The sequence below is a fragment of the Exiguobacterium chiriqhucha RW-2 genome, from assembly GCF_000416965.1.
Lineage (GTDB): Bacteria > Bacillota > Bacilli > Exiguobacteriales > Exiguobacteriaceae > Exiguobacterium > Exiguobacterium chiriqhucha.
Window position 1 is genome coordinate 16,862 of the sequence record NZ_ATCL01000021.1, and the last position, 25,252, is coordinate 42,113.

Here is a 25,252-nt window from a genome sequence, read left to right on the forward strand (position 1 = left end):
GATGGTGAACCGCGTCGAGGCCACCCCCGCCACGCTCGCGCTCCTCGAACAGCTGAAACGAAAACATGGACCGCTCTTGTTTCACCAGTCGGGCGGTTGTTGTGACGGGAGCTCCCCGATGTGTTTCCCGCAAGGCGAGTTCATGATTGGAGATCATGACGTCCTGCTCGGCGAAATCGGCGGTTGTCCGTTCTATATGCACGAGAAGCAATACGACTACTGGAAGCACACCCAGCTCATCATCGACGTCGTCGAGGGCCGGGGCGGTATGTTCTCGGTCGAGGGCGTCGAAGGAAAACGGTTTTTAAGCCGTTCCCGCGTGTTCACGGACGAAGAACGGGCCGAGTTGCAACAGAGTTGAATGTAGAAGACCAGCCATCTCGAGGGCTGGTCTTTTTTTAGTCAAAGGGCACCCTTTTCTCAAAATCACATTTCCAATTTAACCCAAAAACCAACCTAACAATCGACTCGATTCGATATAGTAAAAAGAGACACGAAAGGAGGCAGCCTATGTCCGAGCTTCTCACGAGCATGCTTAACGGTATGATGATTTCATTGGTCAGTCTATTCGGTCCTCTGTTCCTGGTGATGAGCGGTATATTGTATACGAAGGTCAAGCGTTATAAACGGAGCCGCTATTTCGCCCAGACCGGACACAGCTATTTCAAAGTCGTTCAAGACACCGGCTTATACGGCGAATATTTATGTGTCGCCGCCATCGAGGAGCGCGTCCCGAATCCCTTCATCTTGACGAATCTATATTTGCCCCATCCAAAAAATCGAGAGCGTACGACTGAAATCGATGTGGTGTTCATCAACCAGAGCGGTGTCCACGTGATTGAGTCGAAAAATTATAGCGGCTGGATTTTTGGACATGAACAAGAACGGCATTGGACCCAATCGATGCCGAACCGAAAGAAGTTCCGGTTTTTCAATCCGATCAAACAAAATGAGTTACATATGAAAGCGATGGAACAAACGCTTGCTGTGGAGCGGAGTCTATTACACTCTTGGATCGTCTTCAGCGACCGGTCGACCTTGAAACGCATCGACGTGGCGGACGTTCCCGTGTTGAACCGGAAGACATGGAAACAACAGATTGCCTTGCCAGGTGAGGCCCGGTTGACGTTGGCGGAACAGACGGCCATCTACGAGCACCTGCTCCAATTCGCATCTGCTGACGAAGCCGTCAAGGAAGCCCATATCGCCGCCAAGCAACGGGTGACGTGATGGGCTGTCCCATCCAAAAAAGTCCCGCTCACGGTGAGCGGGACTCCTTTTATTTACTCTGCATTTTAAAGCGCAAGTATAGTTCGTTGTAGTACGCGTTCATGCGTTTGCCTAAGTTCTCATACACTTCGAGCTCATCCGTCACTTCTTTTGTCGGATAAAAACGTTCGTCTGACGTCACTTCTTCATCTAAAAATTCAAGTGCCGCTTCGTTCGGTGTCGAATATCCGACATAATCGGTGTTTCGGGCCGCGATTTCCGCGTCAAGCATAAAGTCGATGAACTGGTGCGCGCCTTCGATGTTTTTCGATGTGTTCGGAATGACGAGGTTGTCGAACCAGAGATTCGTCCCTTCTTCCGGGATGACGTACGTCAGTTCTTCGTTCTCGTACATGATTTCGGAGGCGTCACCTGACCAGACGACGGCCGCGGCCGCTTCGCGATTGGCCATGAGCATCTTGATTTCATCGCCGACGATCGCTTTAATGTTCGGCCAGAGCGTCTCGAGCTTCTTCTCCGCTTCGAGCAACTCATCTTTGTCCGTCGTGTTGAGCGAGTAACCGAGTGAGTTCAGACCGAAGCCCATCACTTCACGAGTCCCGTCTGCAAGCAAGATGTCATTCTCGAGCGGCATGTCCCATAGGTCGTTCCACGACGTAATCTCACCGTCGACGAGTTCAGGGTTATACACGATGCCGACCGTCCCCCAGAAGTAAGGGACCGAGTACGTGTTGCCCGGGTCGAACGACTTGTCGAGGAAACGTGGGTCAATGTTATCGAAGTTCTCGAGCTTGTCATAATCGATCGGCAAGAGCAGGTCTTCTTCAATCATTTTACTGATGGCGTAATCCGATGGGACAGCGATGTCGAACGCCGTACCGCCTTGCTCGATTTTCGTGAGCATCGCCTCGTTCGAGTCGAACGTCTGATAGATGACTTTCAAGCCCGTCTCTTCCTCGAACTCTCCAATCAAGTCTTCATCGATATAATCGCCCCAGTTGTAGACGACGAGCGTGTTATCGCCGCCGAACCCTTGCGCCATATTGATTTGATACACCCAGAGCAAGAGGCCGAAACTGACGACGACCGGTACCGTCAACATGATGACCAATTTTTTCATCGTCTTACCTCCTTCGCTTTACCACCGCGTTGGGCGAGCACATAATACCCAAGGACGAGAATGAGTGTGAACAAGAACAAGATGGCTGACAAGGCGTTAATCTCGAGCGAGATGCCTTGACGGGCGCGTGAGTAGACTTCAACGGCAAGTGTCGTGAAGCCGTTTCCGGTCACGAAGAACGTGACGGCAAAGTCATCGAGCGAATACGTGAGTGCCGTGAAGAACCCGGCAAAGATACCCGGTGTGATGTACGGCAAGATGACTTTCGTCAAGACGTCCCACGTACTTGCCCCAAGGTCACGCGACGCATCGATGAGCGTCGGACTCATCTCTTGCAGCTTCGGCAAGACCAAGATGACGACAATCGGTACCGAGAAGGCGATGTGCGCCAATAGCACCGAGTAAAAGCCGAGCTGAATCCCGAGCATCGTGAACAAGATGAGGAACGACGCCCCGATGATGACGTCCGGGCTGACGATCAACACGTTGTTGAGTGATAAGAGTGACGTCTTCGTGAAGCGTTGTCGCGCCGTATAGATAGCGAGCGCCCCGATGACGCCGAGCACGGTTGAAATCGTCGCCGACAGCAAGGCGATGACAATCGTGTTCAAGACGATAACGAGCAGGCGCGTGTCGGTAAAGAGCGACTTGTACCAATCGAGCGTAAAGCCTTCAAAGTTACTCATCGTCCCGCCACTGTTGAACGAGTAGACGACCAAATAGAGAATCGGTGCATAGAGGATGAAGAACACCGCCATCAAATAGAGGTTGGCTAATTTAAATTTTTTCGGTTTCATCGACGCACCGCTCCTTTCGCGCCCCAGTCACGTGTGATGACCATGACGAGGACCATCGCCAAAATCAAGAACACGGCAATCGTCGAGCCCATGCCCCAGTTTTGCGTGACGAGGAATTGTTGTTCAATCGCCGTCCCGAGCGTGATGACACGGTTCCCAGCAATCAGTCGAGTGATCATGAAGAGCGACAACGCCGGGATGAAGACGATTTGAATCCCTGACTTCACACCGTCGAGCGTGAGCGGGAAGATGACCCGGCGGAACGTCGTCCAGTTCGAGGCCCCGAGGTCGCGCGACGCATAGACGAGCGACGGCGGGAGCTTCTCGATGGCGTTATAAATCGGCAAAATCATGAACGGGATGAAGATGTAAACTGACACGAACACGAAACTGAAGTCCGTAAACAAAATCTGTCGTGTCCCGATGCCGATCGCCTCTAAAAACTGGTTCGTGATGCCGTATGTCCCGAAAATGCCGAGGAACGCATAGGCTTTGAGCAATAGGTTGATCCATGATGGCAAAATGATGAGCAAAAGCCAAAGTTGCTTATGCTTTGTCTTCGTCAATAAATAGGCGGTCGGGTACCCGATCAAAAGCGAGAAGAACGTAATCAAGAACGCATACCAGAAAGAAGATAACGTCATCGTCAAATACGTCGACGTGAAGAACATCTGATAGTTCTCTAAACTCAAGTTCCCTTCGATATCAAAAAACGAGTAGTAGACGACGAGCAGGAGCGGCGCGATGACGAACAGCGCAATCCATAACCAGTAGGTCGTCAAATAGACCGTCTTCGCGGTTTGACTAGTTTGATTCATGAGCGACCTCCTCATAGGACTCGAGACGACGGTCGAACTCTTCCTCCGTCTCTCCTAAGCGCATGACGTGAATCGCCTCATCATCGAACGTGAGGCCGATTTTCGAACCGACGACCGATTTTTTCGTCGAATGAACGAGCCATTCGTTGCCCTCTTGGTCATAGCAGCAAATCTCATAGTGAACGCCTCGGAACAGTTGCGAGTCGACGTCGACGACAAGTTTCGCAGATTCGACCGATGTCATCTCTAAATCTTCCGGACGGATGATGACCTCGACTTTCTCGTTGCGATCAAACCCTTGGTCGACGCAATCGAATGTCTTCCCGGCGAACGTGACGACGTTGTCTTCTGGCATGACGCCCGGTACGATGTTCGACTCCCCGATGAAATCGGCGACGAAACGGTTGATCGGCTCATCGTAAATATCAGTCGGTGTCCCGCTTTGTACAATTTTCCCGTTATTCATGACGAAAATCTCATCCGACATCGCGAGCGCTTCTTCTTGGTCATGCGTGACAAAGATGAACGTGATGCCGAGACGCTGTTGCAATTCGCGGAGCTCATATTGCATCTCGGTCCGGAGTTTCAAATCGAGCGCCGAGAGCGGTTCATCAAGCAAGATGACTTCCGGTTCGTTGACGATGGCACGGGCGATGGCGACACGTTGGCGCTGCCCGCCTGACATCTCATCGATTTCACGTGACTCATACCCTTTCAAGTTGACGAATTTGAGCGCCTGTTCGACTTTCGTCTTCACGTCCGCTTCTTTCATCTTCTTGATGCGCAGACCGAACGCGACGTTCTCGAACACGTTCAAGTGCGGGAAGAGCGCATAATCTTGGAACACGGTGTTCACTTGACGTTTGTTCGCCGGGACGTCGTTGATGCGTTTCCCGTCGAACTGGATATCGCCTGCTGACGCATCCGTGAAGCCGGCGATCAAACGTAAAATCGTCGTCTTCCCACATCCAGATGGCCCGAGCAACGTGTAGAACTTCCCTTTCTCAATCTCGAAGCTGATGTTTTCTAAGACGACGGTGTCATCGTAACGCTTCGACACATTGTCAAAGCGAATAATCGTTTCTGGGTTCATTTCAGTTCCTCCCTTATAAATATGAATGGGTCGCGACGATTAAACATTCACTCTCGCCGTCGTAGTCATTGACGAGTTGATGCGAATCGGAGGCGACGTAATAGAGTGTTTCTCCGGTCTTGGCGAAGTACGTATGATTGCCAAGTTTTAGCGCGATGTGCCCCGATAGGACATAGACAAACGTCTCCGATCGCGACGGCTCATATCGTTTGAACTCGCCCTGCTTCGAGAACGTTAGTAAAATGGGTTCCATCTCTTTTTCGTTCGATTCCGGGATGAGCCATTCAGTCCGATATTTCCGCTCCTCGTCGACGTAGACGGTCCGATCGTCCTCGGTATAGATCACTTTTTGATTCACATCTTCATCAAAAAACTCTTTCGGCGAACATCCGAGCACTTCCAACAAGTCGAATAGCGTCTCAAGCGAAGGTGAACTCAAATCACGCTCGATTTGAGAAATGTAGCCTTTACTCAAATCCGTGCGCTCGGCCAACTCTTCTTGCGTCAGCCCTTTCTTGACGCGGAGCCGCTTGATTTTTTGACCGACTTCCAAGTCACAATCCCTCCTTTCAGCTTTGATTCAAGTTTAGTGAAAGATGATTCCAACTAAAGAAAGTTTATAAATACTTAACTACAAAGCGAACTAATAGCGACCTTTATTATAACGGATTGTGTGCAGTTTGCAAGTAAAAAATCACGCCGATTTCCGGCGTGATTTTTAATGGATGTCGCGCTTAGACATCAAATGTTTGAACTTCTCATTTTTTGTTTGAAACAGGTGGAGCTGGGGGCCGTACGCATCGATTTGTTGCACGACATATTGGAACGATTTTGCTTCCCCAGGATACGGTTCGCCGGCACGGGCGAGCGTCGTCTCAAAATCCTCCCACAGCACTTCAACCCACGTCAACGCCTCAAGCTCGCTCAAGACATCGTTTTTCTGTTTCAAGATTTCGGCCAAGCGCTCGTATTGTTCGGTCCGGTTCATGCTTTCACCTCCGACAACTCCGAGAGCGGAATCGCATGTTCAGCCGTCTCCCCTTCAAACGTCCCCCAGCCCATGACACCGTTCACGAACTTCAAGCGGAACGGGCGCTCGTTATAGTTGACGATATACGTCGCCCCCGGCTTGAACGATTTCGGGTCAATCAAATAACTCTCGGCAATCGCGATCCGTCGCAAGACGACCTCAATCTCACTGACCATGCCCATCTGTTCGGCTTTCCGCTTCCGTTCATGGAGCGCTCGAATTTCTTGTTCAAGCTCATATTTTGATAAATCGCTTAATCGTTTTTCCATTTCGCTCACCTCTCTTGTAGCGTATCAGATTTTTCGTGGAAAAGAAAAAGGCGAAACTGAAACGATGTTCAGTTCGCCTTGAAGTTGTAGAGCGGTTTGATGATTTGATTGATGGTGACGGCCGGCTCGATATAACGGACGATTTCCTTCATCGACTTATAGACGAACGGTGACTCGTCAATCGTCGATGGTCGGACCGAACTTGACCAGACATCTGCCATCGACTTTTTAAATTCGTTGAAGTCGACGCGTTTTCGCGCGGCCGAGCGTGACATGACGCGACCGGCGCCGTGTGGTCCCGAGAAGTTCCAGTCGGGGTTGCCCTTGCCAGTACAGATGAGCGAGCCGTCGCGCATGTTCATCGGAATGATGACCCGCTCGCCGTCCCGCGCCGAGATGGCCCCTTTTCGAAGCATCATCGCGTCGTGATCGATGTAGTTGTGGACCGTATCGAATTGATCGACGACGTTCCAGTTCATCGCCTCGACGATGACGTCGGTCATGGCGAGACGGTTGGCGGCCGCATATTGCTGTGCGATGCGCACGTCGTGCATGTAATCTTCCATCGCTTCCCCTTCGACGTAGGCGAGGTCGCGGAAACGTTTCCGTGCCTCGCGCTCCGTCTCGAGATAGGCCGAGATGTCCTGCTGCCGCCTCGTTGCCTTCATCCGTTCAATCTCGTCCCGAATGTCGACCGTGTTCATCATGTGCTCGACCGCCAACTGTTGATAATGGTCAGCGATTTGGACACCGAGGTGGCGTGAGCCGGAGTGGATGACGAGAAACGTGCGTCCGGCTTCGTCCCGGTTCACTTCGATGAAATGATTGCCCGAGCCGAGCGTGCCGACTGAGCGGAGTGCCCGGTCCAGCTTATACGGCGCCCGCACGTCCTCGAGCGGGAGCTCAGAGGCGTACGGGTGTGCTGTATCCCGGATGCTCATCCCGCTCGGTACGTATTGATGGATGACGTCATCGAGCCGTTGAAAGTCGATTCGCTTCACCTTGATTTCCGTGCAGAGCATGCCACACCCGAGGTCGACGCCGACGAGGTTCGGTACGACCTTGTCGTGAATCGTCATCGTCGTCCCGACGACCGACCCTTTGCCGGCATGCATGTCCGGCATGATTCGAATCGAGGCGCCTTGCGTGAACGGTTGGTCGACAAGCGTTTGGATTTGGGCCCGCGTCGTATCGTCAATCCGTTCATTGAATACTTTGGCCCGGTTATGCTTTCCGATAATCTCCATAAGACCTCCTCAACTGATGGCTTGTTGTTTACTTTGCAGCTCATGCATCCGGGCGTAAACGCCGCCTGCCGCGATGAGCGACTGATGGTTGCCCCGCTCAATGATGTGACCGTGGTCGAGGACGAGGATTTGGTCCGCTTCCCGAATCGTCGAGAGACGGTGCGCGATGACGAACGTCGTCCGTCCGTACGTGAGCGTTTTGAGCGCTTCTTGGATGAGCGCTTCCGTCTCTGAATCGACGCTTGCCGTCGCTTCGTCTAAGACGAGGATGGCCGGGTCGAAGACGAGGGCGCGGGCGAAGCTGATCAACTGGCGCTCTCCGCTCGAGAGCGAGGCGCCGCGTTCGATGACCGGCTCGTCTAGCCCGTGTGGCAACTGTTTGACGAAACGATCGGCTCCGACCGCCGTCAATGCGCGCCATACGCGGTCGTCCAAAATCGTCTCATCGCCGAGCGTCACGTTCGTCCGAATCGAGCCTGTGAACAAGAACGGGTCTTGAAGCACGATGCCGAGATGGGCCCGGACGGCTTGGGTCGGTAGTTTCGTCACGTCCATACCGTCAATGTTGAGCGTTCCTTCTGACGGGTCATAGAAGCGCATGAGCAAGTTCATGATCGAACTCTTACCGCTGCCGGTATGTCCGACGAGCGCCACCGTCTCACCTGGTGCCGCATGGATATCGATGTGTTGGAGTACCGGTTTCCCGGCTTCATAGCTGAACGACACATCGTCGAACACGACCTCACCTTTAAAGCGAGCGATTCGTTCCGCCGACACGTCTTCCCCTTTCTCGTCAAGCAACTGGAACATCCGGTCTGCCGAGACGAGTGCCTGTTGGAGCGGAGACAGCTGGTTCATGATTTGCGTCACCGGCTCGAAAATCCGTGACACGTAATCGATATAGGCGTACAAAATCCCGAGCGTGAGCACGCTCCCCGTTCCGAGCGTCTGCGCACCGACGACCCAGATGAGTAAGGCGAGTGCCATGTTGCGGAAGAAGTTGACCAAGTTGTGCGACATGAGTGCATCCAGTTTGAGCAGCTTCCGTCTTGTTTGGAAGTTGTCACTGTTTTTCTCGTTGAACTCGTCATAGACGAGATCTTCTTTGACGTACGACTGAATGATCGGCATCGTTTGGATGCTCTCATTCAATTGGGCGTTCATATCCGCGACGAGGGCGCGGACACGAAAGTTGTTCCGGGTCGACAGGCGTTGGAACAATTTAATCCAAACGATGACGACCGGGATGATGATGAGCGAGACGAGACCGAGGCGCACGTCCAAGAAGAACATGGCGATCAAGACTCCGATCATCATGACGACGCTTTGGAAAACACGTGCGAGGACGCCCAAATATAGGTCGCGAATCGTCTCGGTGTCGTTCGTGACCCGGCTGACGATTTTCCCGATTGGTGTCTGGTCGAAGTAACGGACCGGAATCGTCTGCAAATGCCGCATGACGTCAAGGCGCATCGTTTTGACGATGTTATGGGCCGAGCGTTGGAGAAGCATCTGTTGCCCCCAGTTCAACCCTGCCGCGATAAGAAGCAAGACGACGTACAGACCAGACAGCAACAGCACGGCCCGCAAATCCGTCTCGTAAAAACGGAAGACGTCGGTCGACGAGAGCGGCACGATGTTGTCATACGTCGCCGTCTCTTCGCTTCGCGTGATGGTGAGCACGTCATCTTCGACCTCACGGACGCCACCACTAATGACGGCGTCAGGGACGAGATAATAGCCGTCTGTCGTCTGCACAATCGAGACGGGACGGACGACCGTCTCTCCGTCAATCCTCGTCTCTTTTTCATAGGAGTTTCCGTCAAAAGCGACACTCCCGCCTGACTCGACTTGTACCCAATCCCGCTCAATGGCGACAATGTGGTCGTCGATGATGATTTTGGCGATGTACGGTCCGGCCAATTCGGCGCCGACCGCTAAAAATAGTAAGGTCAAACCGAGGAAAATCGAGCGTCTCACTTGTTTGGCATAGCCGACGAGTGAACGGATCGTTTTCTTCCTGCGGACTGGATCTAATTCATATTGATCGATCATGAGAGATTCCCCCTTTCCCGGATTACTCCGACTCTCCTTGTCGAACGTATTGTTCATAATACCAACCGCGTCGTTCCATCAGTTGGTCATGCGTGCCCCGTTCCGTCACACGACCGTCTTGTAACACAAGAATCTGGTCGGCGTGGGCGACAGCGGACAGGCGGTGCGCGACGATGAACGTCGTCTGTTCGGCCCGGCTCGTCCGGACCGAATCGATGATGCGCGCTTCCGTCTTGGCGTCGACCGCTGAAAGCGAATCATCGAGCAAAAGGATCTCTGGATCTTTCAAGAGGGCGCGGGCAATCGAGAGCCGTTGTTTCTGACCGCCCGAGAGCATAACCCCTTGCTCCCCGACGACCGTGTCGAGACCGTTTTCCAAATGTTCGATATCGGTATCGAACGCCGCGAGCCGGATCGCCGTCTCGAGATCTTGTGCCGACGCATCGTTTGAGCCGAACAAGATGTTGTCGCGGACCGTCTTCGAGAACAGCAAATGTTCTTGCGAGACGTAACCGCTCCAACCGCGTACCGTATCGAGTTTGATGTCGTGAATCGGGACACCGTTGACGAGTAACGAGTCATCAATCGGATACTCCCGAAGCAATTGACGCAACAGCGTCGTCTTGCCGGCCCCGGTCGGTCCGACGACCCCAATCGTCTCACCACGCGACACGTGCAAAACGATGTCTTCGAGCGAGGCGCGGGTCGATCCTGGATATTGGAACGACAATGATTTGAACGTGATTTTCTCCGGGACGCCGACTTCGACCGTGCCGGTCGAGACGACATCCGGTGTCTCGTTCATCGTCGCTTCGATTCGTTCGAGGCTAGCCGTTCCCCGTTGTACGACGTTAATCAGTTCCCCGAACGCGTACATTGGCCAAATGAGCATCCCGAGATAAATATTGAACGAGACGAGCTGTCCGAGCGTGATGTCATTCGTGAACACGAGGTACGTGCCGAACGACAACCCGATCAAATAGCTCAAGCCGACGAGCAGTTTAATAACCGGTTCGAACAAGACGTCGATTTTGGCGACGTGCATGTTTTTGGCCATGACGTCGTCGGTGATTGTATCGAACTTTTTCGTATCCGCGTCTTCTTGGACGAACGAGCGGACGACCCGAAGGCCTGAAATCGATTCGACGACTTGGTCGTTCATCACGCCAAACGCATCCTGCGCCGCTGTGAAGCGGGCATGGATTTGGCGGCCAAGCTTATTCATCGACCAGGCAAGGAGCGGCATCGGCAGGAGTGCCGCGAGCGTCAATTTCCAATCGATGAACACTCCCATGATGGTGAGAGCGATGAGTGTCATATTGAACGAGTCGACGAGTGTCATGACACCGAATCCAGCCGTCCGTTCCACCGCTTTTAAATCGTTCGTCGCGAGCGCCATCAAATCACCCGTGCGGTGCTGTTGATAAAAGCGCGGTGTCTGCCGGAGCAGATGTCCGAAGAATCGGGCCCGCAGTTTTTTCTCGAGCAGGAACGCCGTCCCGAAGAGGCGGGCAATCCATACATACGAAAGGACGTACGATAATACCATGATGCCGAGCAATGACCCGACAATCATAACAAGCCGTTCTGTCGTCAGGCTGCCTTCGCGAATCGCATCAATCGCCTGTCCGATGATCCACGGCGGGAGCATATCGACGACCCCGGTGATAATCAACAAGATGATGGCGACGATATACGTCCGCTTTTGTCTTTTAATAAACCAATCTAATTGTTTAATCAGTTTCATGACTGATTCCCCCTTTCGTCCTTTCCGCGCACGCAAAAAAGCGCACGTCACCTGATTGTGCAACCAATCGGATGAAGTACGCTTCTGAGTCTTCAGTCTTTTGCATGGTCAGGGAAAGGACACTACCCCTATCCAGCTGCCAAATTATGCAGTCAAATACGAGTAGCCATATGATGTTGTGTGTGTGCGTTGTAGTGTTGGGATGTACTTCATCATGCTGGCTCCTCTCTGTTCATAGTTTGAAAATCTACTAAAACCTTAGCAGACTGTTCAGAAAATTGTCAATATTATTGTCGTAAATAATTTGTAACTTTTTACAAGAAGAATGCAGCGAGCATCAAACCGACAAGACCGGTCGCTGTCACGTAATAAATCATTGGCATGAGCGTATAGCGGATAATAGTTCCTTCTTTTCCGAGGAGCCCTGCCACTGAGGCGACTGCGACGACGTTCAAGACGCAAATCATGTTACCGGCGTTCGCCCCCGCCATCTGCATCGACAAGGCAAGTGTCTCGTTGACTCCAACCGACTCGGCGACATTCGTCGTTAAACTCGAGAACATCATGTTCGAGAACGTAGCCGACCCGGAAACGAACGCCCCGAGCGCACCAATCCAAGGTGCGACGAGCGGCCAGACGCCACCGAACGTGTCGGCCGCAGCCGTTGCGAGTTCGACCGGCATCGAAGCGAGACCTGCCCCACCATTTTCCGAATGAATGAAAATCCGAACCATCGGCACGGAAGCAGCGAGCGTGATCGCCGTCCCGACGACACCGAGCGTCGTCGCTTTAAACACCGAGGTCACTTGCGACCAACTCATGTTATGGAGGAAGAACGTCGCAATCATCGTCAAGATGAACATGAAGCCTGGTGAATAGAACGGTTCCCACGATGTCGAGATGCCTTCGATACTCAAAATGTTCGGCAAATCGATGCGGACGCTACGCGTCAGTTCGTTCAAGAACGGCACGGTCCGCGTCAACACGAGGAAAATCGTTAAAATCAAGTAAGGGGCCCACGCTTTCCATTGCGGAAGCTCGCGTTTGCCTTTGCCGACGGACGGCTTCTCGAGCGGTTGATCGATTTCATCGGCATAGCCGTCGAACGTCCATAACCGTTTCGGCATGAGGATGCCTTTGCGTGCCATCGTGACGAGAATGATGAGACCCGTCAATGCACCAAGCATACCCCCGAACTCGAATCCGAGGATGAGCGTCCAGATGTAGGCCGGGATGCTATAGACGAGCGCCGCGACGATCGCGATCGGGAATACTTCGAGCGCCGGCTTAATCGATTTTTCTTTACTGAAGAATCGCGTCAGCATCAAGATTAAAATGAATGGGATAAAAAGACCAACGAACATATCGATGAGCACCGTCTGCAAGACGACGGTTGTCAAAAACTCAATCGTCTCGGGTTGGTTGACGTCAAGTGACAGCCCGTTCCCAATCCCGATTAAGGCCGGTGTCCCGACCGCGCCGAACGTGACGGCCGATACGTCTGCCGACAAGGCGATGACAACGGCAGCGATCGGCGGGAAGCCGAGTGCGATTAACAGTGGTGCCGCAACCGTGGCCGGTGTACCGAAACCAGATGCGCCTTCGATGAATGAGACGAACAACCAACCGACGATGAGCACTTGAATCCGGGGATCGGGCGTAATGTTGATGAAGCCGGAACGGATGGCGTTCATGCCGCCGCCCTCTTTCATCGTATTCATCATTCCAATCGCACCGTAGACAATCCAGACTGTCGTGATGGCGATGACAAGTCCTTGTAGCGTCGCCGCCATGATTCGCGTCGCGTCGAGCTGCCAGACGAAGAACGCAAGTCCAGCCGTCAAGACGAGAGATAGTGGCATCGCAACCGACGCCGGTAAACGCATAATGACCAATAAGATGAGCACTGCCACAATCGGCATCAGTGCTGTAATCCATTCAAAAATCGTCAATGTAGACCCACCTTTTCAGATTTTTCCCCTACCGTAAAAACATCTCCCATTATGACTCTTGTTCAGCGAGCCTCTCTAACGCCCTCTCAATCACCTCATACGGAAAACCTTTGCGACGAAGCTGCATCTTCATCCGTTGTTTCCGCTCATATGGGGCGTACCCGCTAAACTTTCGATTCAGTTTTTCAGCCTGTGTCAGACAAGCTGAAAGTTCAACGTCCTCATCCTCGTTCTCCCAAAACGTGAGAATCGCCTCTGAAATGATATCAAACGAAAATCCCCTTTGCATCAGGGTTTGTTGAATTCTTTGTTGCACTTCTGTGGCGGAACGGCGATTTGTTTCCATTTGTTTCCGATTTACGAACTTTCCGGCCTTTTCAAGCTGGTCTTCGTGCGAGATGGCGGCGATGACGTCTTCGATAAGATCCGGAGCGATTTGAAGCTGAGCGAGTTCTCGTTTGATTTTCACGGGTCCGCTCGGGCTCGTATTGAACTTTGTCTGGGTGTAAGCTTTGGCGAACTCGGCATCGTTCAAATAGCGCTGTTCAATCAAGCGTTCAATGACGCGTTTGATGGCTGACTCATCTATCTCTTTCTTCACGAGGTAGTCACGCACCTCTGAGACGGCACGCATTCGATACGATAAATAGTTGACGGCCGCTTTGTACGCTTTCTGTTCTTCTTCCGCTTGAAGGACGTCCCGGACGAAATCGTCCTCGAGTTCCATCCCTTTCGTCAATTCGTATTTGATGAAGACGTCGAGGTCGATGGCAAACGCGAATTCCTCCCGTCCGTCCTTTTCGACAAAGACGTTCAATCGATCTTGATTTTTCTTCTGGGTCGTAAACTTGGCGATTTTCACAAAATCCCTCCATTTCCTGCTTCTAACATATCACGTTCCCCGTTCGGGCAGGATTTTTGATAAGTTAGAAGAAGGGGTATTATCTGTACAAGACATTCCTATAGTCCTCATACCCGTTTTGAAATCGCTTAAAGGATATTGGAGGGAGACCCATGAAAATAGCAATCACTGGTGGTACCGGATTGATTGGCCGACCGCTCGTACGCGCGCTCGCCGAAGCCGGACATCAAGTCGTCGTATTGACGCGCCACCCACGTCCGCGGCAAGGAGGGATCTCGTTCGTCGAATGGATGACGCCCGATAGTCATCCTGAATCCGAGCTTCAAGACGTCGATGCCATCGTCCATTTGGCAGGAGCCTCGATCAACGACGGACGTTGGACGCACAAACAAAAGCAAGCCATTCTTCAAAGTCGGATCGATGGGACGAAAGAAGTCGTCCGCATCATTAAAAATATGAAACGCAAGCCGAGCGTCGTCATCAGCGGGTCCGCCATCGGGATATACGGTGAAGATCGATCCATCACGTATTCGGAAGCGACACCGCTCCCCGACCGAACCAACTTTTTAGGCAACGTCTGCGTATTGTGGGAGAAAGAGGCGCAACCCGTTCAAGACATGGGCATCCGTCTCGTCACGATGCGGACCGGTGTCGTCTTATCGAATGACGGCGGCGCCTTCCCGCTCATGAAGTTGCCGTACACGCTTGGTATCGGTGGACGACTCGGCTCCGGCAAGCAATGGGTGCCGTGGATTCATTTAGACGACCTCGTCCGTCTGTTCGTCCATATCCTCGAGACGAGTACGATCGAGGGACCCGTCAATGGCACGGCACCGACGCCTGTCACGATGGACGAATTCGGGAAGACGCTAGGCCGGGTGATGCATCGTCCCCACTGGGCACCCGCCCCGGCGCCGCTCCTCAAGCTCGCACTCGGAGAGAAGAGCGTCATCGTCCTCGAAGGAGCGAAAGTCGTTCCGACGAAAGCCCTCAACCACGGTTTCCGGTTCCGTTATGAAACGTTAGAACCCGCCCTGAAACAACTACTTCATTTGACTTGAAAGGAGCTAGCACGTGAGTAATTTGTTAATTCGTAACGCCCATATCTATCCGATCACCGCACCACATTTTTACGGGGACCTTCGCGTCAAAGACGGCAAAATCGTCGAGATGGCGGACTTGTTGGACCCGCTCGACGGAGAGACGGTCATCGAAGCCGAAGGCAACTTCTTGTTCCCCGGCTTCATCGATGCCCACACCCATCTCGGACTGTATGACGAAGGGACGGGTTCAGTCGGGAACGATGCGAACGAGACCGTCGAGGCGATGACCCCGCACGCACGGGCCATCGATGGCGTCTATCCGCTCGATGAGGGCTTCCGGGAAGCGCTCATGGCCGGGGTGACGGCCGTCCAAGTCATGCCTGGCAGTATGAACGTCATCGGCGGCGTGACGAGTGTCATCAAAACCCATGGCCGCTTCATCGAGGACATGGTGCTCCGCCGCTATGCCGGCCTGAAACTCGCGCTCGGCGAGAACCCGAAGCGCGTCCACAGCATGGGGAAATCCGGCGAGTTGACCCGGATGGGAATCATGGGCTTGTTACGTGAAGCGTTCCGGACCGTTGATTCGACAAAGACGATCGGCACGTTCGGTAGCCAGATGATTCAACTGGCGCTCGATCGCAAGATGCCGATTCGTGTCCACGCCCACCGCGCCGACGATATTTTATCGGTTGTCCGCTTCGCACAAGAGTTTGACCTCGATTATCGGATCGAGCACTGTACGGAAGGACATCTCGTCGCCGAAAAGTTGCGCGAACTCGGTGTCAAACATGTCACCGTCGGACCAACGTTCACACGGAAGTCGAAAATCGAGCTCCAAAACAAGACGTGGGAGACGTACCGCATCTTACATGAGCACGATATGATCGTCTCCATCACGACGGACCATCCTTATACGCCGGTTCAATATTTGAATTTGTGCGCCGGTCTTGCTGCCCGCGAAGGGCTTCCCGTCGACGTCGCGCTCCGCGCCATCACGATTCATCCGGCTGAATCGCTCGGAGTAGACGACCGCATCGGCTCGCTCGAAATCGGCAAAGATGCCGATCTTGTCCTATGGAGCCACTTCCCGCTCGACTACATGTCGAAGCCGATTATGACCATCGTCGACGGTCACATCGTTTACTCGACGAGCCGCTCGAAAACGCATCACGAGATGTGAGTGACACCAGTCGTGAAAGCGCTCTTATTATTTTTTTGTGAAGTTGCATTTTATTTACTTGCTTTTTTAAAAAAACTATATAAAATAATCTTGTAACTTCATAAAAGGGAGCAGCCAAGGCAAGTTCGAACAACGAAGCCAGAAGTATGCTTTCGTTACAACTATTCTTCAGCGGTCTGAAATAGGAGGAGGAATGTAAAGGTGCTCAAATTTCGTGAGCTTACCGACTGCGCGGAGTTGTTCGAACTGATGCAACACCCAGATGTCTTTCCATATGTCCGTCAAAAGACGGTCCACTTTGACGAGTTTTTATTTAGCACGAAGCAAATCATCGAGCTAGAAGAGCAAGGAAACATCATCTCACGTACCATCACGAACGAGTTTGGTACCCCAATCGGGACAATCAGCTTGTTCGATGTGGAATCCGGCTATGGATTCCTCGGGACGTGGCTTGGCAAACCGTATCACGGCAAAGGTTACAATCAAGTCGCGAAAGAAGCGTTCTTCTCAGAACTTTTCTTCGAACTTGACATTGAAAGTGTATTTTTGAAAATCCGTCAATCGAATGAGCGTTCAATCGCGGCGGCGGAAAAACTGCCGTACGCTTTCTGCGCCAATGAGATTCGGTCTGAATTACTAACTGAAATCAATCAAGGTGATGTCGAATACGTGCTGTATGAAGTGTCGAAGTCGAGTTTCCAACTTTACTTGCACTCACTCCATGCGCCTGAATTTGACCATACGTACGAAGCCCAGCTCGAAGCATAAGCCAATTCTGACAAAGAATTGGCTTTTTTGTGGCGTTTTTGTGTGGATTTCATGAGGACAACTTTACGACAATGAATATTTCTGTTCTAATTCGGAGAGATAGGTATGATAGAAGTATGAGGGAATTATCACACGTCCCCGTTAACCGTTTTGTAAAGGAGAATGCCCAATGTCAGAACCAACGTTTCGCATCTTAGTGACCGATGATGAAGAGCAAATGCGGGATTTACTCGTTTCGAACTTAGAGAAGGAAGGATACGAGACCGTCACAGCAACGAACGGTCTCGAGGCAATCGACTTATTGAAAGAACAGTCGTTCCACCTCGTGCTGCTCGACGTGATGATGCCTGAACTCGACGGCCTCACGGCATGCATGCGCATCCGTGAGTTCTCGAACGTGCCGATCATTATGCTAACGGCCCGCTCAGAAGAACTCGATCGCATCCACGGCTTGAAGATTGGCGCGGACGACTATATCACGAAGCCGTTCAGCCCCCGCGAGTTGCTCGCTCGAATCGAAGCGACGCTTCGTCGGACGCATAATTTCTCAAAAGAACAAGAAGCGACGTTCGATACCGGCGTCTTGTCCATCGATATCGATGGCCGTGCGGTCAGCGTGAAAGGCAAAACGGTCAACTTGACCCGGAAAGAGTTCGATTTGCTCTACTTGTTCATCACGAACGAAGAGAAAGTGTTCTCGCGTGAACAATTGCTTGACCAAATTTGGGGGACCGAGTATCACGGCAACCTCCGAACGGTCGACACCCATATCAAGACACTTCGTCTCAAGCTCGGCGAAGCGGGTGGCTACATCCAAACCGTCTGGGGGATCGGCTATAAGTTCGAGGCGACCGTATGAAGCAATACACGATCCGGAAGCGGATTTGGATCACCATCTGGACCGCAAGCCTCTTCTCCGCGTTCGTGTTCATCATCATGACGTTTTACTTGTATGACAAGTTTTATATTCAGACGCAAGAAGAACTGCTCATCAACCGCGGAGAGAAGCTCGTCACCATCTATAAGGCGGACGGCTTCTCTGACGCGTTTTCCGACAGTATGACGTACACGAACGAACTGACCGAGACGAAAGTGTTTCTCTCGTCCGTCCGGGAAGACAGTCTCGGATCGGGCAAGACGTTTTTACGGGAGCAGGACCTCGCCAAGTTGCAAGACGGCTATGCGATTTCTGTTACCCGCAAGCACCCGACCGAAGACGTCGACATCCTCATGTCCGCCTTCCCGCTCATCCGAGACGGCGAACTCGATAATGCGCTCATCCTGTATATGGAGCTGAGTAAAATCAGTGAACCGTTCCAACCGATTCGGCTCATGATCACGTTCTTGCTCATCTTGATGATCGTGAACTTACTCATTTTCGGCACTCAGATTATCGATACAATCATCCAACCGCTGATTCAAATGAAACGAGCGTCCCAAGTGTATGCCAAAGGTGATTTCTCGCACCGCATCCCCATCTATTACGATGATGAGATTGGTGAGCTTGCCGAGACACTGAACCGGATGGCCGAATCGCTCGGTCTCGTCGAAGAACAACGGAAAGAGTTCTTGGCGAACGTGAGCCACGAATTGCGGACGCCACTGTCGTATATTCGCGGTTATACCGAGATGCTTCAAGACCCGTCGCTCGATGACAAAACGAAAGATCAATATTATGAGATTATCGAGAACGAGACCGAACGGTTGCAACGGCTCGTCAACGATTTGCTCGACTTGGCCCAACTCGAGCGTGATTCGTATCCGATGACGAAAGAACCAGTCGTCTATTCGCAAGTGCTCGAAGACGTTCTCTATCGCTTCGAGCCGATCGCGCGGGCGAAAGGCGTCACCATCGAGACGGACCTCGACTTCGACTTGATTATTCTCGGGGACCACGATCGACTCGAGCAAGTCGTCGGGAATTTGCTCGATAACGCGCTCCGCTATACGGAAGCCGGCAAATCGATTCATGTGAAGACGTATGCGACCGCGAACAATGCCGTCACCGAGATTCATGACGAAGGCCGGGGCATTCCGAAAGAAGACCTCGATCAATTGACGAAACGATTCTATCGCGTCAATAAGTCACGGACACGCGAAGACGGCGGGACCGGACTCGGGCTCGCCATCGCCAAACATATTATGGAGCGCCACGGCGGCTCGATGCACTTCGCCTCAGAAGTCGGCAACGGGACGACCGTCACACTCACGCTCCCCCTTTTACCGGACGAAGATATTTAAAAAACAGACAGCCGCGATGGCTGTCTGTTTTTAGATGTCCTTCCCTTTATAGGCATCATCTGATTCATTCATGAGACGCTCCCGCTCAGCGTGCGTCTGCGGAAAGCCGTTCGCTTGCCACTCGGCCCGGTGATTCGAGTCAAGTTGAGTGAGACCCGCTTCCGCCTCGTCTTTATCTGAATCGACACTTTCCATGCGATCCATCTTGCTCCATGTATCCTCATCGTGGTCTTGCGTCAAGAGCGCTGCCACTTTCGGCGCGACGAGCGCTGCCCCGGCCACACCGAGTACGATTCCCATTAAGACTTTCTTATCCATCCGAATACCCCTCCTTAGTCGCTATGTACGGATAATTCCACTGTTCCGCGAAATCGAAACCCGTTTCCTAAAGCGTTTACACAATTTAACAGAGTGGAATAACAATCAACACAAGGAGGCGATGAGGATGAAGAAATCACAGAACCCGTCAAAGCGACCGTTCGATAATCCGGATGCTGTCGATACCGACAAGGAGAGCATCTTCGACCAGGAGGGCATGGAGACCGTCGACCCGATTCCGGTGGAAGAGCTGAACCAAAAAGTGAAGGATGAAAAACAGAAACGACACTCGAAGGACGACTCGGCCAGCGAGAAAAAATATGACGGCAACAAATAAAGATGCGGACGAATTCGTCCGCATCTTTATTTCACGTTAAATCTTTTGGCGAGAAGCCGTATGGTAGCATCTCTTCTTTTGTCATCACTTTCGTCTCTCCGGCCATGTTCGCGAGAATCAACGTAAAGTCGTCACTCGCAAACTCGGCAATGACTTGACGGCAAGCGCCACACGGCGAGATTGGGCCCGCTGTGTCTCCAACGACAACGACCGTCTCGATTGCCTTGCTGCCTTCCGATACCGCTTTGAAGATGGCGGTCCGTTCTGCACACATCGACAACCCGTACGAAGCGTTTTCGACGTTGCAACCCAAAATTTCTTTGCCGGTCTCGTCAATGACGACGGCCCCGACATTGAATTTCGAATACGGTGTATAGGCACGCGACCGTGCATCAATTGCTTTATGGACAAGCTCGTTCACTTTTTCTTGTGGGATCATCTGATGTTCCTCCGCTTCTTAACGTTTATCAAAAGAAGTCTGACATCTGAACTATAGCGTGAAAACACTGTTTTTGCAAGCGTTTTCACAACCCCGTCAATACTTTTTCTTTTTCTTTTTCTCGAAGACGACGATTGACTCGACGTGTGCCGTCTGCGGGAACATATCGTACGGCTGGATATAGTTGATTTTATAGTCGGCTTTCATGAGTTGATCCGCATCCCGTGCGAGTGTCTGTGGGTTACATGACACGTACACGATGCGTTTCGCTTTCGATGAAATCATTGCATTGAGGAGTTGATGATCGACACCTGTGCGCGGCGGATCGACGACGATGACATCTGGAATCCAACCGTCCTTGACCCAGCGCGGAATCCAATGTTCGGCCCGGCCTTCAACATAGGTTGCATGGCTGAACCCGTTCTCACGCATGTGCGCATTCGCATCTTCGACTGCTTCTGGGACGACTTCCATCCCGCGAATCTCTTTTGCATGTGGCGCGAGCCATAGCCCGATTGAACCGACACCAGCGTACGCATCAATGACCCGTTCTTCACCCGTTAGGCCAGCCGCCTCGACGACTTCCCGATACATGACTTCCGTCTGAGCCGGGTTAAGCTGGAAGAACGCGCGCGGTGATAAGTGGTAATGGACGTCGTCAAGCTGTTCGTCCATCTTGTCTTGGCCGGCGATATAGACCGTACGGTAACCGAAAATGACGCCTGAACGGTTCGAGTTAATATTCAAGTGGAACGACACGACGTTCGGCAACGCCATGATGCGGTCACTCAGTTCGTCCAAATGCGGGACGTCCTCGTTTCCGACGACGAGCACGACTTGGACGTCGTCCGTCTTGTAGCCCGAGCGGACGATGACGGTACGGGCAAAGCCGACGTCACGGCGCGCATCGTATACAGGGATGTCGAGTTCGTTCAAAATACGGACGATGGCGTTGTTGATGTTCGTCGTGTCTCGCTGTTGCACCATGCAGTGTTCGATTGGCACGAGCTCATTCGTGTTCGGCTTGTAGAGCCCTGACACGATTTCACCGCGGCGCGTCGAGAGCGGGAATTGTGACTTGTTGCGGTAATACCAAGGGTTGTCCATCCCTTTCGTACCACGGATATCCGATTTGTCGACGTTCAATTTCGTCTTTTGACGGAAGGCGTTGCGGACGATTTCTTCTTTATAGTCCATCTGCAGGCGCGGACTCATATGTTGAATCTGGCAACCGCCACACTCGTCATAAATCGGACACGGCGGTTTGACCCGGTCCGGTGAATCATTATCGCGCTTGATGACGCGCGCCTCGGCGTAGTTCCGCTCGACGCGCGTAATTTCGACTTTCGCCTTCTCTCCCGGCAATAAGTTCGGAATGAAGATGACCATGCGATCAATCGTCGCGATGCCCTCTCCGTTAATGCCTAGCCGCTCGGCTTGGGCGCTTGTGTATTCTCCTACGATCAGTTTCAATGTGTTTCATCCTTTCGAGATACTTGTTCTAAATCTTTGGCGTAACGTACGACTTTCGCACGTAAGGAATCAATATCAGCTAACAATCGATGCAAATCCTCTGGCGTCGTGAATTCGTCCAACGTATTGACTGATAAGCACAGTAATTCCGTTCTCGATTTTAACACGTTCATTTTTCCTGCCGTATCTGTTCGTGATTTACCCATCTCGTGATCGCTCCTTTGGTTCGTGACAAAGAGTTGTTATTATAGCATACTATTTCGTGTGACTTGATGAAAAGGTGGAATTGATATGCAAAACATCTCGACAACGTTTGATCCGTGGGAAGCATACCTCGATCAAACCGAGTTCGGTCGCCTCGTCCTTTCGAACGTCGAAGTGACGACGACCAAGCTATGCAATATGCGCTGCGAGCATTGCGCGGTCGGCTATATGCTCGACCAGACAGAAGAACCCGAAGTCCCACTCGACTTATTGATTTCGCGTTTGGATGAAATCGAGCATTTACGCGCGTTTTCGATTACGGGCGGCGAACCGATGCTGTCGATGAAATCGGTGCGCAACTACGTCGTCCCACTCTTGCGTTACGCTAAGGAGCGCGGCGCCCGCACGCAAATCAACTCAAACTTGACGCTCCCGCTCTCTCGCTACCATCTTATTACCCCTTACCTCGACGTTTTGCACATTTCGCATAACTGGGGAACGGACGCCGACTTCTTAGAGGGCGGTTTCGCGATGATGGACCGAAAACCGAGCGCGGAGGCACGTTTGAAGATGCTTCAGACGATGAAAGACAACGCCCGTGCGCTTACGGCCGAGGGTGTGATCGTATCGGCCGAGACGATGCTCAACAAACGGACGATTCCGCACTTGAAGGAAATCCATGAAGAGATTGTCGCACTCGGCTGTCAACGTCATGAAGTGCACCCAATGTACCCCGCCGATTTTGCCAGTGCGCTCGAGTCGGCGTCGCTCCCTGACACTCGCCAGGCGATTCACGACCTGCTCGATGTCCGGGACGAGAACGTTTGGATGCTGTTCGGAACGTTGCCGTTCTATGCTTGTTCCGAGTTACCGGAAGACCGCGCTTTATTGAAACGGCTCCACGAGGCGAAGAACGTGACCGTGCGAAACGACCCGGATGGCCGCTCACGCCTCAACACGAACATCTTCGACGGCCAAATCATCGTCACCGACTTCGGCGATGAGCTCGGCACGCTCGGGACGTTGTATGACACCTCGTTCCAAGACGCGTATGAGGCGTGGACGAACAGCAGTTTGAACGCCACACTGTCCTGCCACTGTCCGGCTGTCAAATGCCTCGGCCCGAACGCACTCGTCAAACAAGCGTACTATCCTGAAGTGAACTTCCGGGAACGTGTGGCCGAACCGTTTTAATTACTTCGATTCGGGAAATGTTCAGTATATAAACTGAATCGAGGTGTTTGAAGATGACAGCCATCTATGTATTTATGATCACCGTCATGGCCATCATCATTTTCGGTGGTGTGCTCAGCATCTTATTGACAGCCGCATTCGTTTCAGACAAAGTAGACCGTGATGAAGTATTCAGTCAAGGCAGTTGGGACGATGAACTCTTACACTTGAACCATGTACCCCAACCGATTGACGAGCCAAAAAGCTGAGACTCTTCTCAGCTTTTTACTATGCAATCAATGATGAGGTGAACTATGCAACGCTTTCGATTTTCAATTTTATTACTTGTCGTCTTTATCTCCGGCTTGATTCAAGGTGCGCTCATCCCGCTCTTGTCGACACTCATCGAACGGGACGGCAACCCGGCCTGGTTGAACGGGTTGAACGCGACCATGCTCTATCTCGGGGTCATCGTCTCCGCCCCGCTACTCGAACGGTTCGTCCGCAAGTACGGATTTCGTCCGACCATCGTCCTTGGCATCATCTTGACGGCGCTCGCTACGTTCTTCTTGCCGCTCTGGCCGTCCCTGCTCATGTGGGCGCTCATGCGTTTCGTCATCGGCTTCGGTGACTCGGCGCTCCATTACGGATCCCAAGTGTGGGTCACGTCTGCGAGCGACAAGCGGAGCCTGGGACGAGCAATGGCGTATTACGGGATGGCGTTCAGCCTTGGTTTCGCGGTCGGTCCGCTCATCGCGCCGCTCGTCGACCTTCACTTTTGGCTGCCGTTCCTCGTCTTGATCGTCTTCTGTCTCGCATCCTTGTTCTTGATCTTCAAGGTCGACAATGAGTATCCTGAGGCCGAGAAAGTGAAGACCGACTCGAAAGGACGCATCCGACTCGTCCTCATCGGCGGCGGGTATACGCTCTTACCTGCTTTTACATACGGGTTCCTTGAAGCGAGCTTGAATGCCAACTTACCGATTTTCACAGTCCGCAACGATATCGGGCTCACGCAGACGAGCACGCTCATCACGACGTTCATCGTCGCCTCGATTGTCGTGCAATTACCGCTCGGTCGGCTCGCCGATCACTTCGGGAAAAAGCGGATTCTTCAAATCGTCCTGACACTCGGCACGCTCGTTTTTGCGATTGCCAACCTGGCCGTCGACCATTACGTCTGGCTCCTCGTCTTGTTCGCGCTCGCAGGCGCCGGGCTCGGCTCGACATATTCGCTCGGACTGGCCCATATGACGGAAGTGTTGCCACGTTCGTTGTTACCGACCGGCAATATGCTCTATAGCATCTCGTTCAGCGTAGGTTCGATTAGCGGACCGATGATTGGCGCATTTTGGATCGCGTTACCAAAAGAAGTGTATTTCTTGATGTATACGCTCATTCTTGGGATTCTGGCCGTCAGTTTATTCACGGCGAAAGCCAAGCCGATTGACATCTAAAAGGGAGGGTCTCCGCCGAGACCCTCCCTGTTTCACGTTATTCTTTCACCGGACCGAGCCTGACATCGTTTCGTTCGAACGCCCGCATGAACACCTCATCGAGCGCGAACGGTTCCGTCTCGAGCGAGGCCAACACGTCGGACTTGAGCGTGACTTCAATGACTCGATCATTGATTTGCCATTTCGTCTGAATGTCTTCGCCATGCCTCATAGCACGCGCGTCCACTTGCTCATGATGTTCCTTCAACCCGCGACTTACGCACTTCATCACGTATTTGACATACTCGTCTCGCGGTTGTCGAGAGATGAGTATGTTTCGGACGATTGGATTTCTTGCCACGGTAGCACCCTCCTTTCTTTTCGATTCGCACGCAAGTCTTTACAACGAAGACCGAT

The 25,252-nt window shown here is 52.4% G+C and carries 28 protein-coding genes; 11 read left to right on the plus strand and 17 right to left on the minus strand.

Going from position 1 to position 25,252, the window contains the following annotated elements:
• Nucleotide 1: 1 nt before the first annotated feature.
• Together M467_RS29115 and M467_RS29120 are read left to right on the plus strand one after the other, a co-directional pair.
• A complete protein-coding gene (locus M467_RS29115) occupies nt 2-361 on the plus strand; it encodes a DUF779 domain-containing protein (protein ID WP_021067747.1) in 360 nt (119 codons plus the stop codon).
• 149 nt (nt 362-510) lie between these two features.
• Nucleotides 511-1,230 carry a nuclease-related domain-containing protein gene (locus M467_RS29120; RefSeq protein WP_021067748.1) on the plus strand — a complete coding sequence of 240 codons (720 nt, stop codon included), beginning with the start codon at nt 511-513 and terminating at the stop codon, nt 1,228-1,230.
• A gap of 49 nt (nt 1,231-1,279) precedes the next feature.
• Here M467_RS29120 and M467_RS29125 read toward each other — a convergent pair whose 3' ends face one another.
• From M467_RS29125 to recX, 12 genes are all read right to left on the minus strand, one after another.
• Entirely contained in the window at nt 1,280-2,350 is a 1,071-nt protein-coding gene (locus tag M467_RS29125; RefSeq protein WP_021067749.1) for an ABC transporter substrate-binding protein, read from the minus strand.
• The gene (locus M467_RS29130; protein ID WP_021067750.1) at nt 2,347-3,147 is read right to left on the minus strand and encodes an ABC transporter permease; all 801 of its coding nucleotides are present in this window, start codon (nt 3,145-3,147) and stop codon (nt 2,347-2,349) included. The genes M467_RS29125 and M467_RS29130 overlap by 4 nt, the downstream gene beginning before the upstream one ends.
• The gene (locus M467_RS29135) at nt 3,144-3,965 is read right to left on the minus strand and encodes an ABC transporter permease (RefSeq protein WP_021067751.1); all 822 of its coding nucleotides are present in this window, start codon (nt 3,963-3,965) and stop codon (nt 3,144-3,146) included. The genes M467_RS29130 and M467_RS29135 overlap by 4 nt, the downstream gene beginning before the upstream one ends.
• On the minus strand, nt 3,952-5,058 hold the full coding sequence (locus tag M467_RS29140) for an ABC transporter ATP-binding protein (RefSeq protein WP_021067752.1): 1,107 nt from the start codon (nt 5,056-5,058) through the stop codon (nt 3,952-3,954). The genes M467_RS29135 and M467_RS29140 overlap by 14 nt, the downstream gene beginning before the upstream one ends.
• Nucleotides 5,059-5,071: 13 nt before the next feature.
• On the minus strand, nt 5,072-5,611 hold the full coding sequence (locus M467_RS29145) for a helix-turn-helix domain-containing protein (protein WP_021067753.1): 540 nt from the start codon (nt 5,609-5,611) through the stop codon (nt 5,072-5,074).
• A gap of 165 nt (nt 5,612-5,776) precedes the next feature.
• On the minus strand, nt 5,777-6,046 hold the full coding sequence (locus tag M467_RS29150; RefSeq protein ID WP_021067754.1) for a YfhJ family protein: 270 nt from the start codon (nt 6,044-6,046) through the stop codon (nt 5,777-5,779).
• Nucleotides 6,043-6,357: a YfhH family protein gene (locus tag M467_RS29155; protein WP_021067755.1), complete on the minus strand. Its 315-nt coding sequence runs from the start codon at nt 6,355-6,357 to the stop codon at nt 6,043-6,045. Before M467_RS29155 ends, M467_RS29150 begins: the two co-directional genes overlap by 4 nt.
• Before the next feature lie 68 nt (nt 6,358-6,425).
• Nucleotides 6,426-7,604: an RtcB family protein gene (locus M467_RS29160; RefSeq protein ID WP_021067756.1), complete on the minus strand. Its 1,179-nt coding sequence runs from the start codon at nt 7,602-7,604 to the stop codon at nt 6,426-6,428.
• A gap of 9 nt (nt 7,605-7,613) precedes the next feature.
• Nucleotides 7,614-9,659, minus strand: a complete 2,046-nt coding sequence (locus M467_RS29165) for an ABC transporter ATP-binding protein (protein WP_021067757.1) — start codon at nt 9,657-9,659, stop codon at nt 7,614-7,616.
• A 22-nt stretch (nt 9,660-9,681) separates the two neighbouring features.
• The gene (locus tag M467_RS29170) at nt 9,682-11,406 is read right to left on the minus strand and encodes an ABC transporter ATP-binding protein (RefSeq protein WP_021067758.1); all 1,725 of its coding nucleotides are present in this window, start codon (nt 11,404-11,406) and stop codon (nt 9,682-9,684) included.
• A 314-nt stretch (nt 11,407-11,720) separates the two neighbouring features.
• Nucleotides 11,721-13,358: an L-lactate permease gene (locus tag M467_RS29175; protein ID WP_021067759.1), complete on the minus strand. Its 1,638-nt coding sequence runs from the start codon at nt 13,356-13,358 to the stop codon at nt 11,721-11,723.
• A gap of 49 nt (nt 13,359-13,407) precedes the next feature.
• Nucleotides 13,408-14,220, minus strand: coding sequence for a recombination regulator RecX (recX, locus tag M467_RS29180; protein WP_021067760.1), 813 nt, complete (start codon nt 14,218-14,220; stop codon nt 13,408-13,410).
• Nucleotides 14,221-14,372: 152 nt separating this feature from the next.
• Here recX and M467_RS29185 point away from each other — a divergent pair, with 152 nt between their 5' ends.
• From M467_RS29185 to M467_RS29205, 5 genes are all read left to right on the plus strand, one after another.
• Entirely contained in the window at nt 14,373-15,281 is a 909-nt protein-coding gene (locus M467_RS29185) for a TIGR01777 family oxidoreductase (protein WP_021067761.1), read from the plus strand.
• Nucleotides 15,282-15,294: 13 nt separating this feature from the next.
• Nucleotides 15,295-16,446: an amidohydrolase gene (locus M467_RS29190; protein WP_021067762.1), complete on the plus strand. Its 1,152-nt coding sequence runs from the start codon at nt 15,295-15,297 to the stop codon at nt 16,444-16,446.
• 201 nt (nt 16,447-16,647) lie between these two features.
• A complete protein-coding gene (locus M467_RS29195) occupies nt 16,648-17,214 on the plus strand; it encodes a GNAT family N-acetyltransferase (protein WP_021067763.1) in 567 nt (188 codons plus the stop codon).
• A 169-nt stretch (nt 17,215-17,383) separates the two neighbouring features.
• Nucleotides 17,384-18,073, plus strand: a complete 690-nt coding sequence (locus tag M467_RS29200; RefSeq protein ID WP_021067764.1) for a response regulator transcription factor — start codon at nt 17,384-17,386, stop codon at nt 18,071-18,073.
• The gene (locus M467_RS29205; RefSeq protein WP_021067765.1) at nt 18,070-19,455 is read left to right on the plus strand and encodes a sensor histidine kinase; all 1,386 of its coding nucleotides are present in this window, start codon (nt 18,070-18,072) and stop codon (nt 19,453-19,455) included. The genes M467_RS29200 and M467_RS29205 overlap by 4 nt, the downstream gene beginning before the upstream one ends.
• A gap of 30 nt (nt 19,456-19,485) precedes the next feature.
• On the opposite strand, the gene M467_RS29210 is transcribed toward M467_RS29205, so the two are convergent.
• Nucleotides 19,486-19,773 (minus strand): hypothetical protein, encoded by a 288-nt coding sequence (locus M467_RS29210; RefSeq protein WP_021067766.1) that lies wholly within the window; start codon nt 19,771-19,773, stop codon nt 19,486-19,488.
• A gap of 121 nt (nt 19,774-19,894) precedes the next feature.
• Here M467_RS29210 and M467_RS29215 point away from each other — a divergent pair, with 121 nt between their 5' ends.
• Nucleotides 19,895-20,110, plus strand: coding sequence for a hypothetical protein (locus M467_RS29215; RefSeq protein ID WP_031200364.1), 216 nt, complete (start codon nt 19,895-19,897; stop codon nt 20,108-20,110).
• 31 nt (nt 20,111-20,141) lie between these two features.
• Here M467_RS29215 and M467_RS29220 read toward each other — a convergent pair whose 3' ends face one another.
• From M467_RS29220 to M467_RS29230, 3 genes are all read right to left on the minus strand, one after another.
• A complete protein-coding gene (locus tag M467_RS29220; RefSeq protein ID WP_021067768.1) occupies nt 20,142-20,549 on the minus strand; it encodes a cytidine deaminase in 408 nt (135 codons plus the stop codon).
• Nucleotides 20,550-20,645: 96 nt separating this feature from the next.
• A complete protein-coding gene (gene rlmD, locus M467_RS29225) occupies nt 20,646-22,022 on the minus strand; it encodes a 23S rRNA (uracil(1939)-C(5))-methyltransferase RlmD (protein ID WP_021067769.1) in 1,377 nt (458 codons plus the stop codon).
• The gene (locus M467_RS29230) at nt 22,019-22,228 is read right to left on the minus strand and encodes a hypothetical protein (RefSeq protein ID WP_016510454.1); all 210 of its coding nucleotides are present in this window, start codon (nt 22,226-22,228) and stop codon (nt 22,019-22,021) included. The genes rlmD and M467_RS29230 overlap by 4 nt, the downstream gene beginning before the upstream one ends.
• Before the next feature lie 85 nt (nt 22,229-22,313).
• On the opposite strand from M467_RS29230, the gene yfkAB reads away from it, so the two are divergent.
• From yfkAB to M467_RS29245, 3 genes are read left to right on the plus strand one after another with little or no spacing between them, the layout of a single operon-like run.
• Nucleotides 22,314-23,420: a radical SAM/CxCxxxxC motif protein YfkAB gene (gene yfkAB, locus M467_RS29235; RefSeq protein ID WP_021067770.1), complete on the plus strand. Its 1,107-nt coding sequence runs from the start codon at nt 22,314-22,316 to the stop codon at nt 23,418-23,420.
• A 53-nt stretch (nt 23,421-23,473) separates the two neighbouring features.
• The gene (locus tag M467_RS29240) at nt 23,474-23,668 is read left to right on the plus strand and encodes a hypothetical protein (RefSeq protein WP_021067771.1); all 195 of its coding nucleotides are present in this window, start codon (nt 23,474-23,476) and stop codon (nt 23,666-23,668) included.
• A 45-nt stretch (nt 23,669-23,713) separates the two neighbouring features.
• Nucleotides 23,714-24,856, plus strand: coding sequence for an MFS transporter (locus M467_RS29245; RefSeq protein WP_021067772.1), 1,143 nt, complete (start codon nt 23,714-23,716; stop codon nt 24,854-24,856).
• Nucleotides 24,857-24,893: 37 nt separating this feature from the next.
• Here the strand turns inward: M467_RS29245 and M467_RS29250 are convergent, their stop codons facing one another.
• The gene (locus M467_RS29250; RefSeq protein WP_021067773.1) at nt 24,894-25,196 is read right to left on the minus strand and encodes a hypothetical protein; all 303 of its coding nucleotides are present in this window, start codon (nt 25,194-25,196) and stop codon (nt 24,894-24,896) included.
• Nucleotides 25,197-25,252 lie beyond the last annotated feature (56 nt).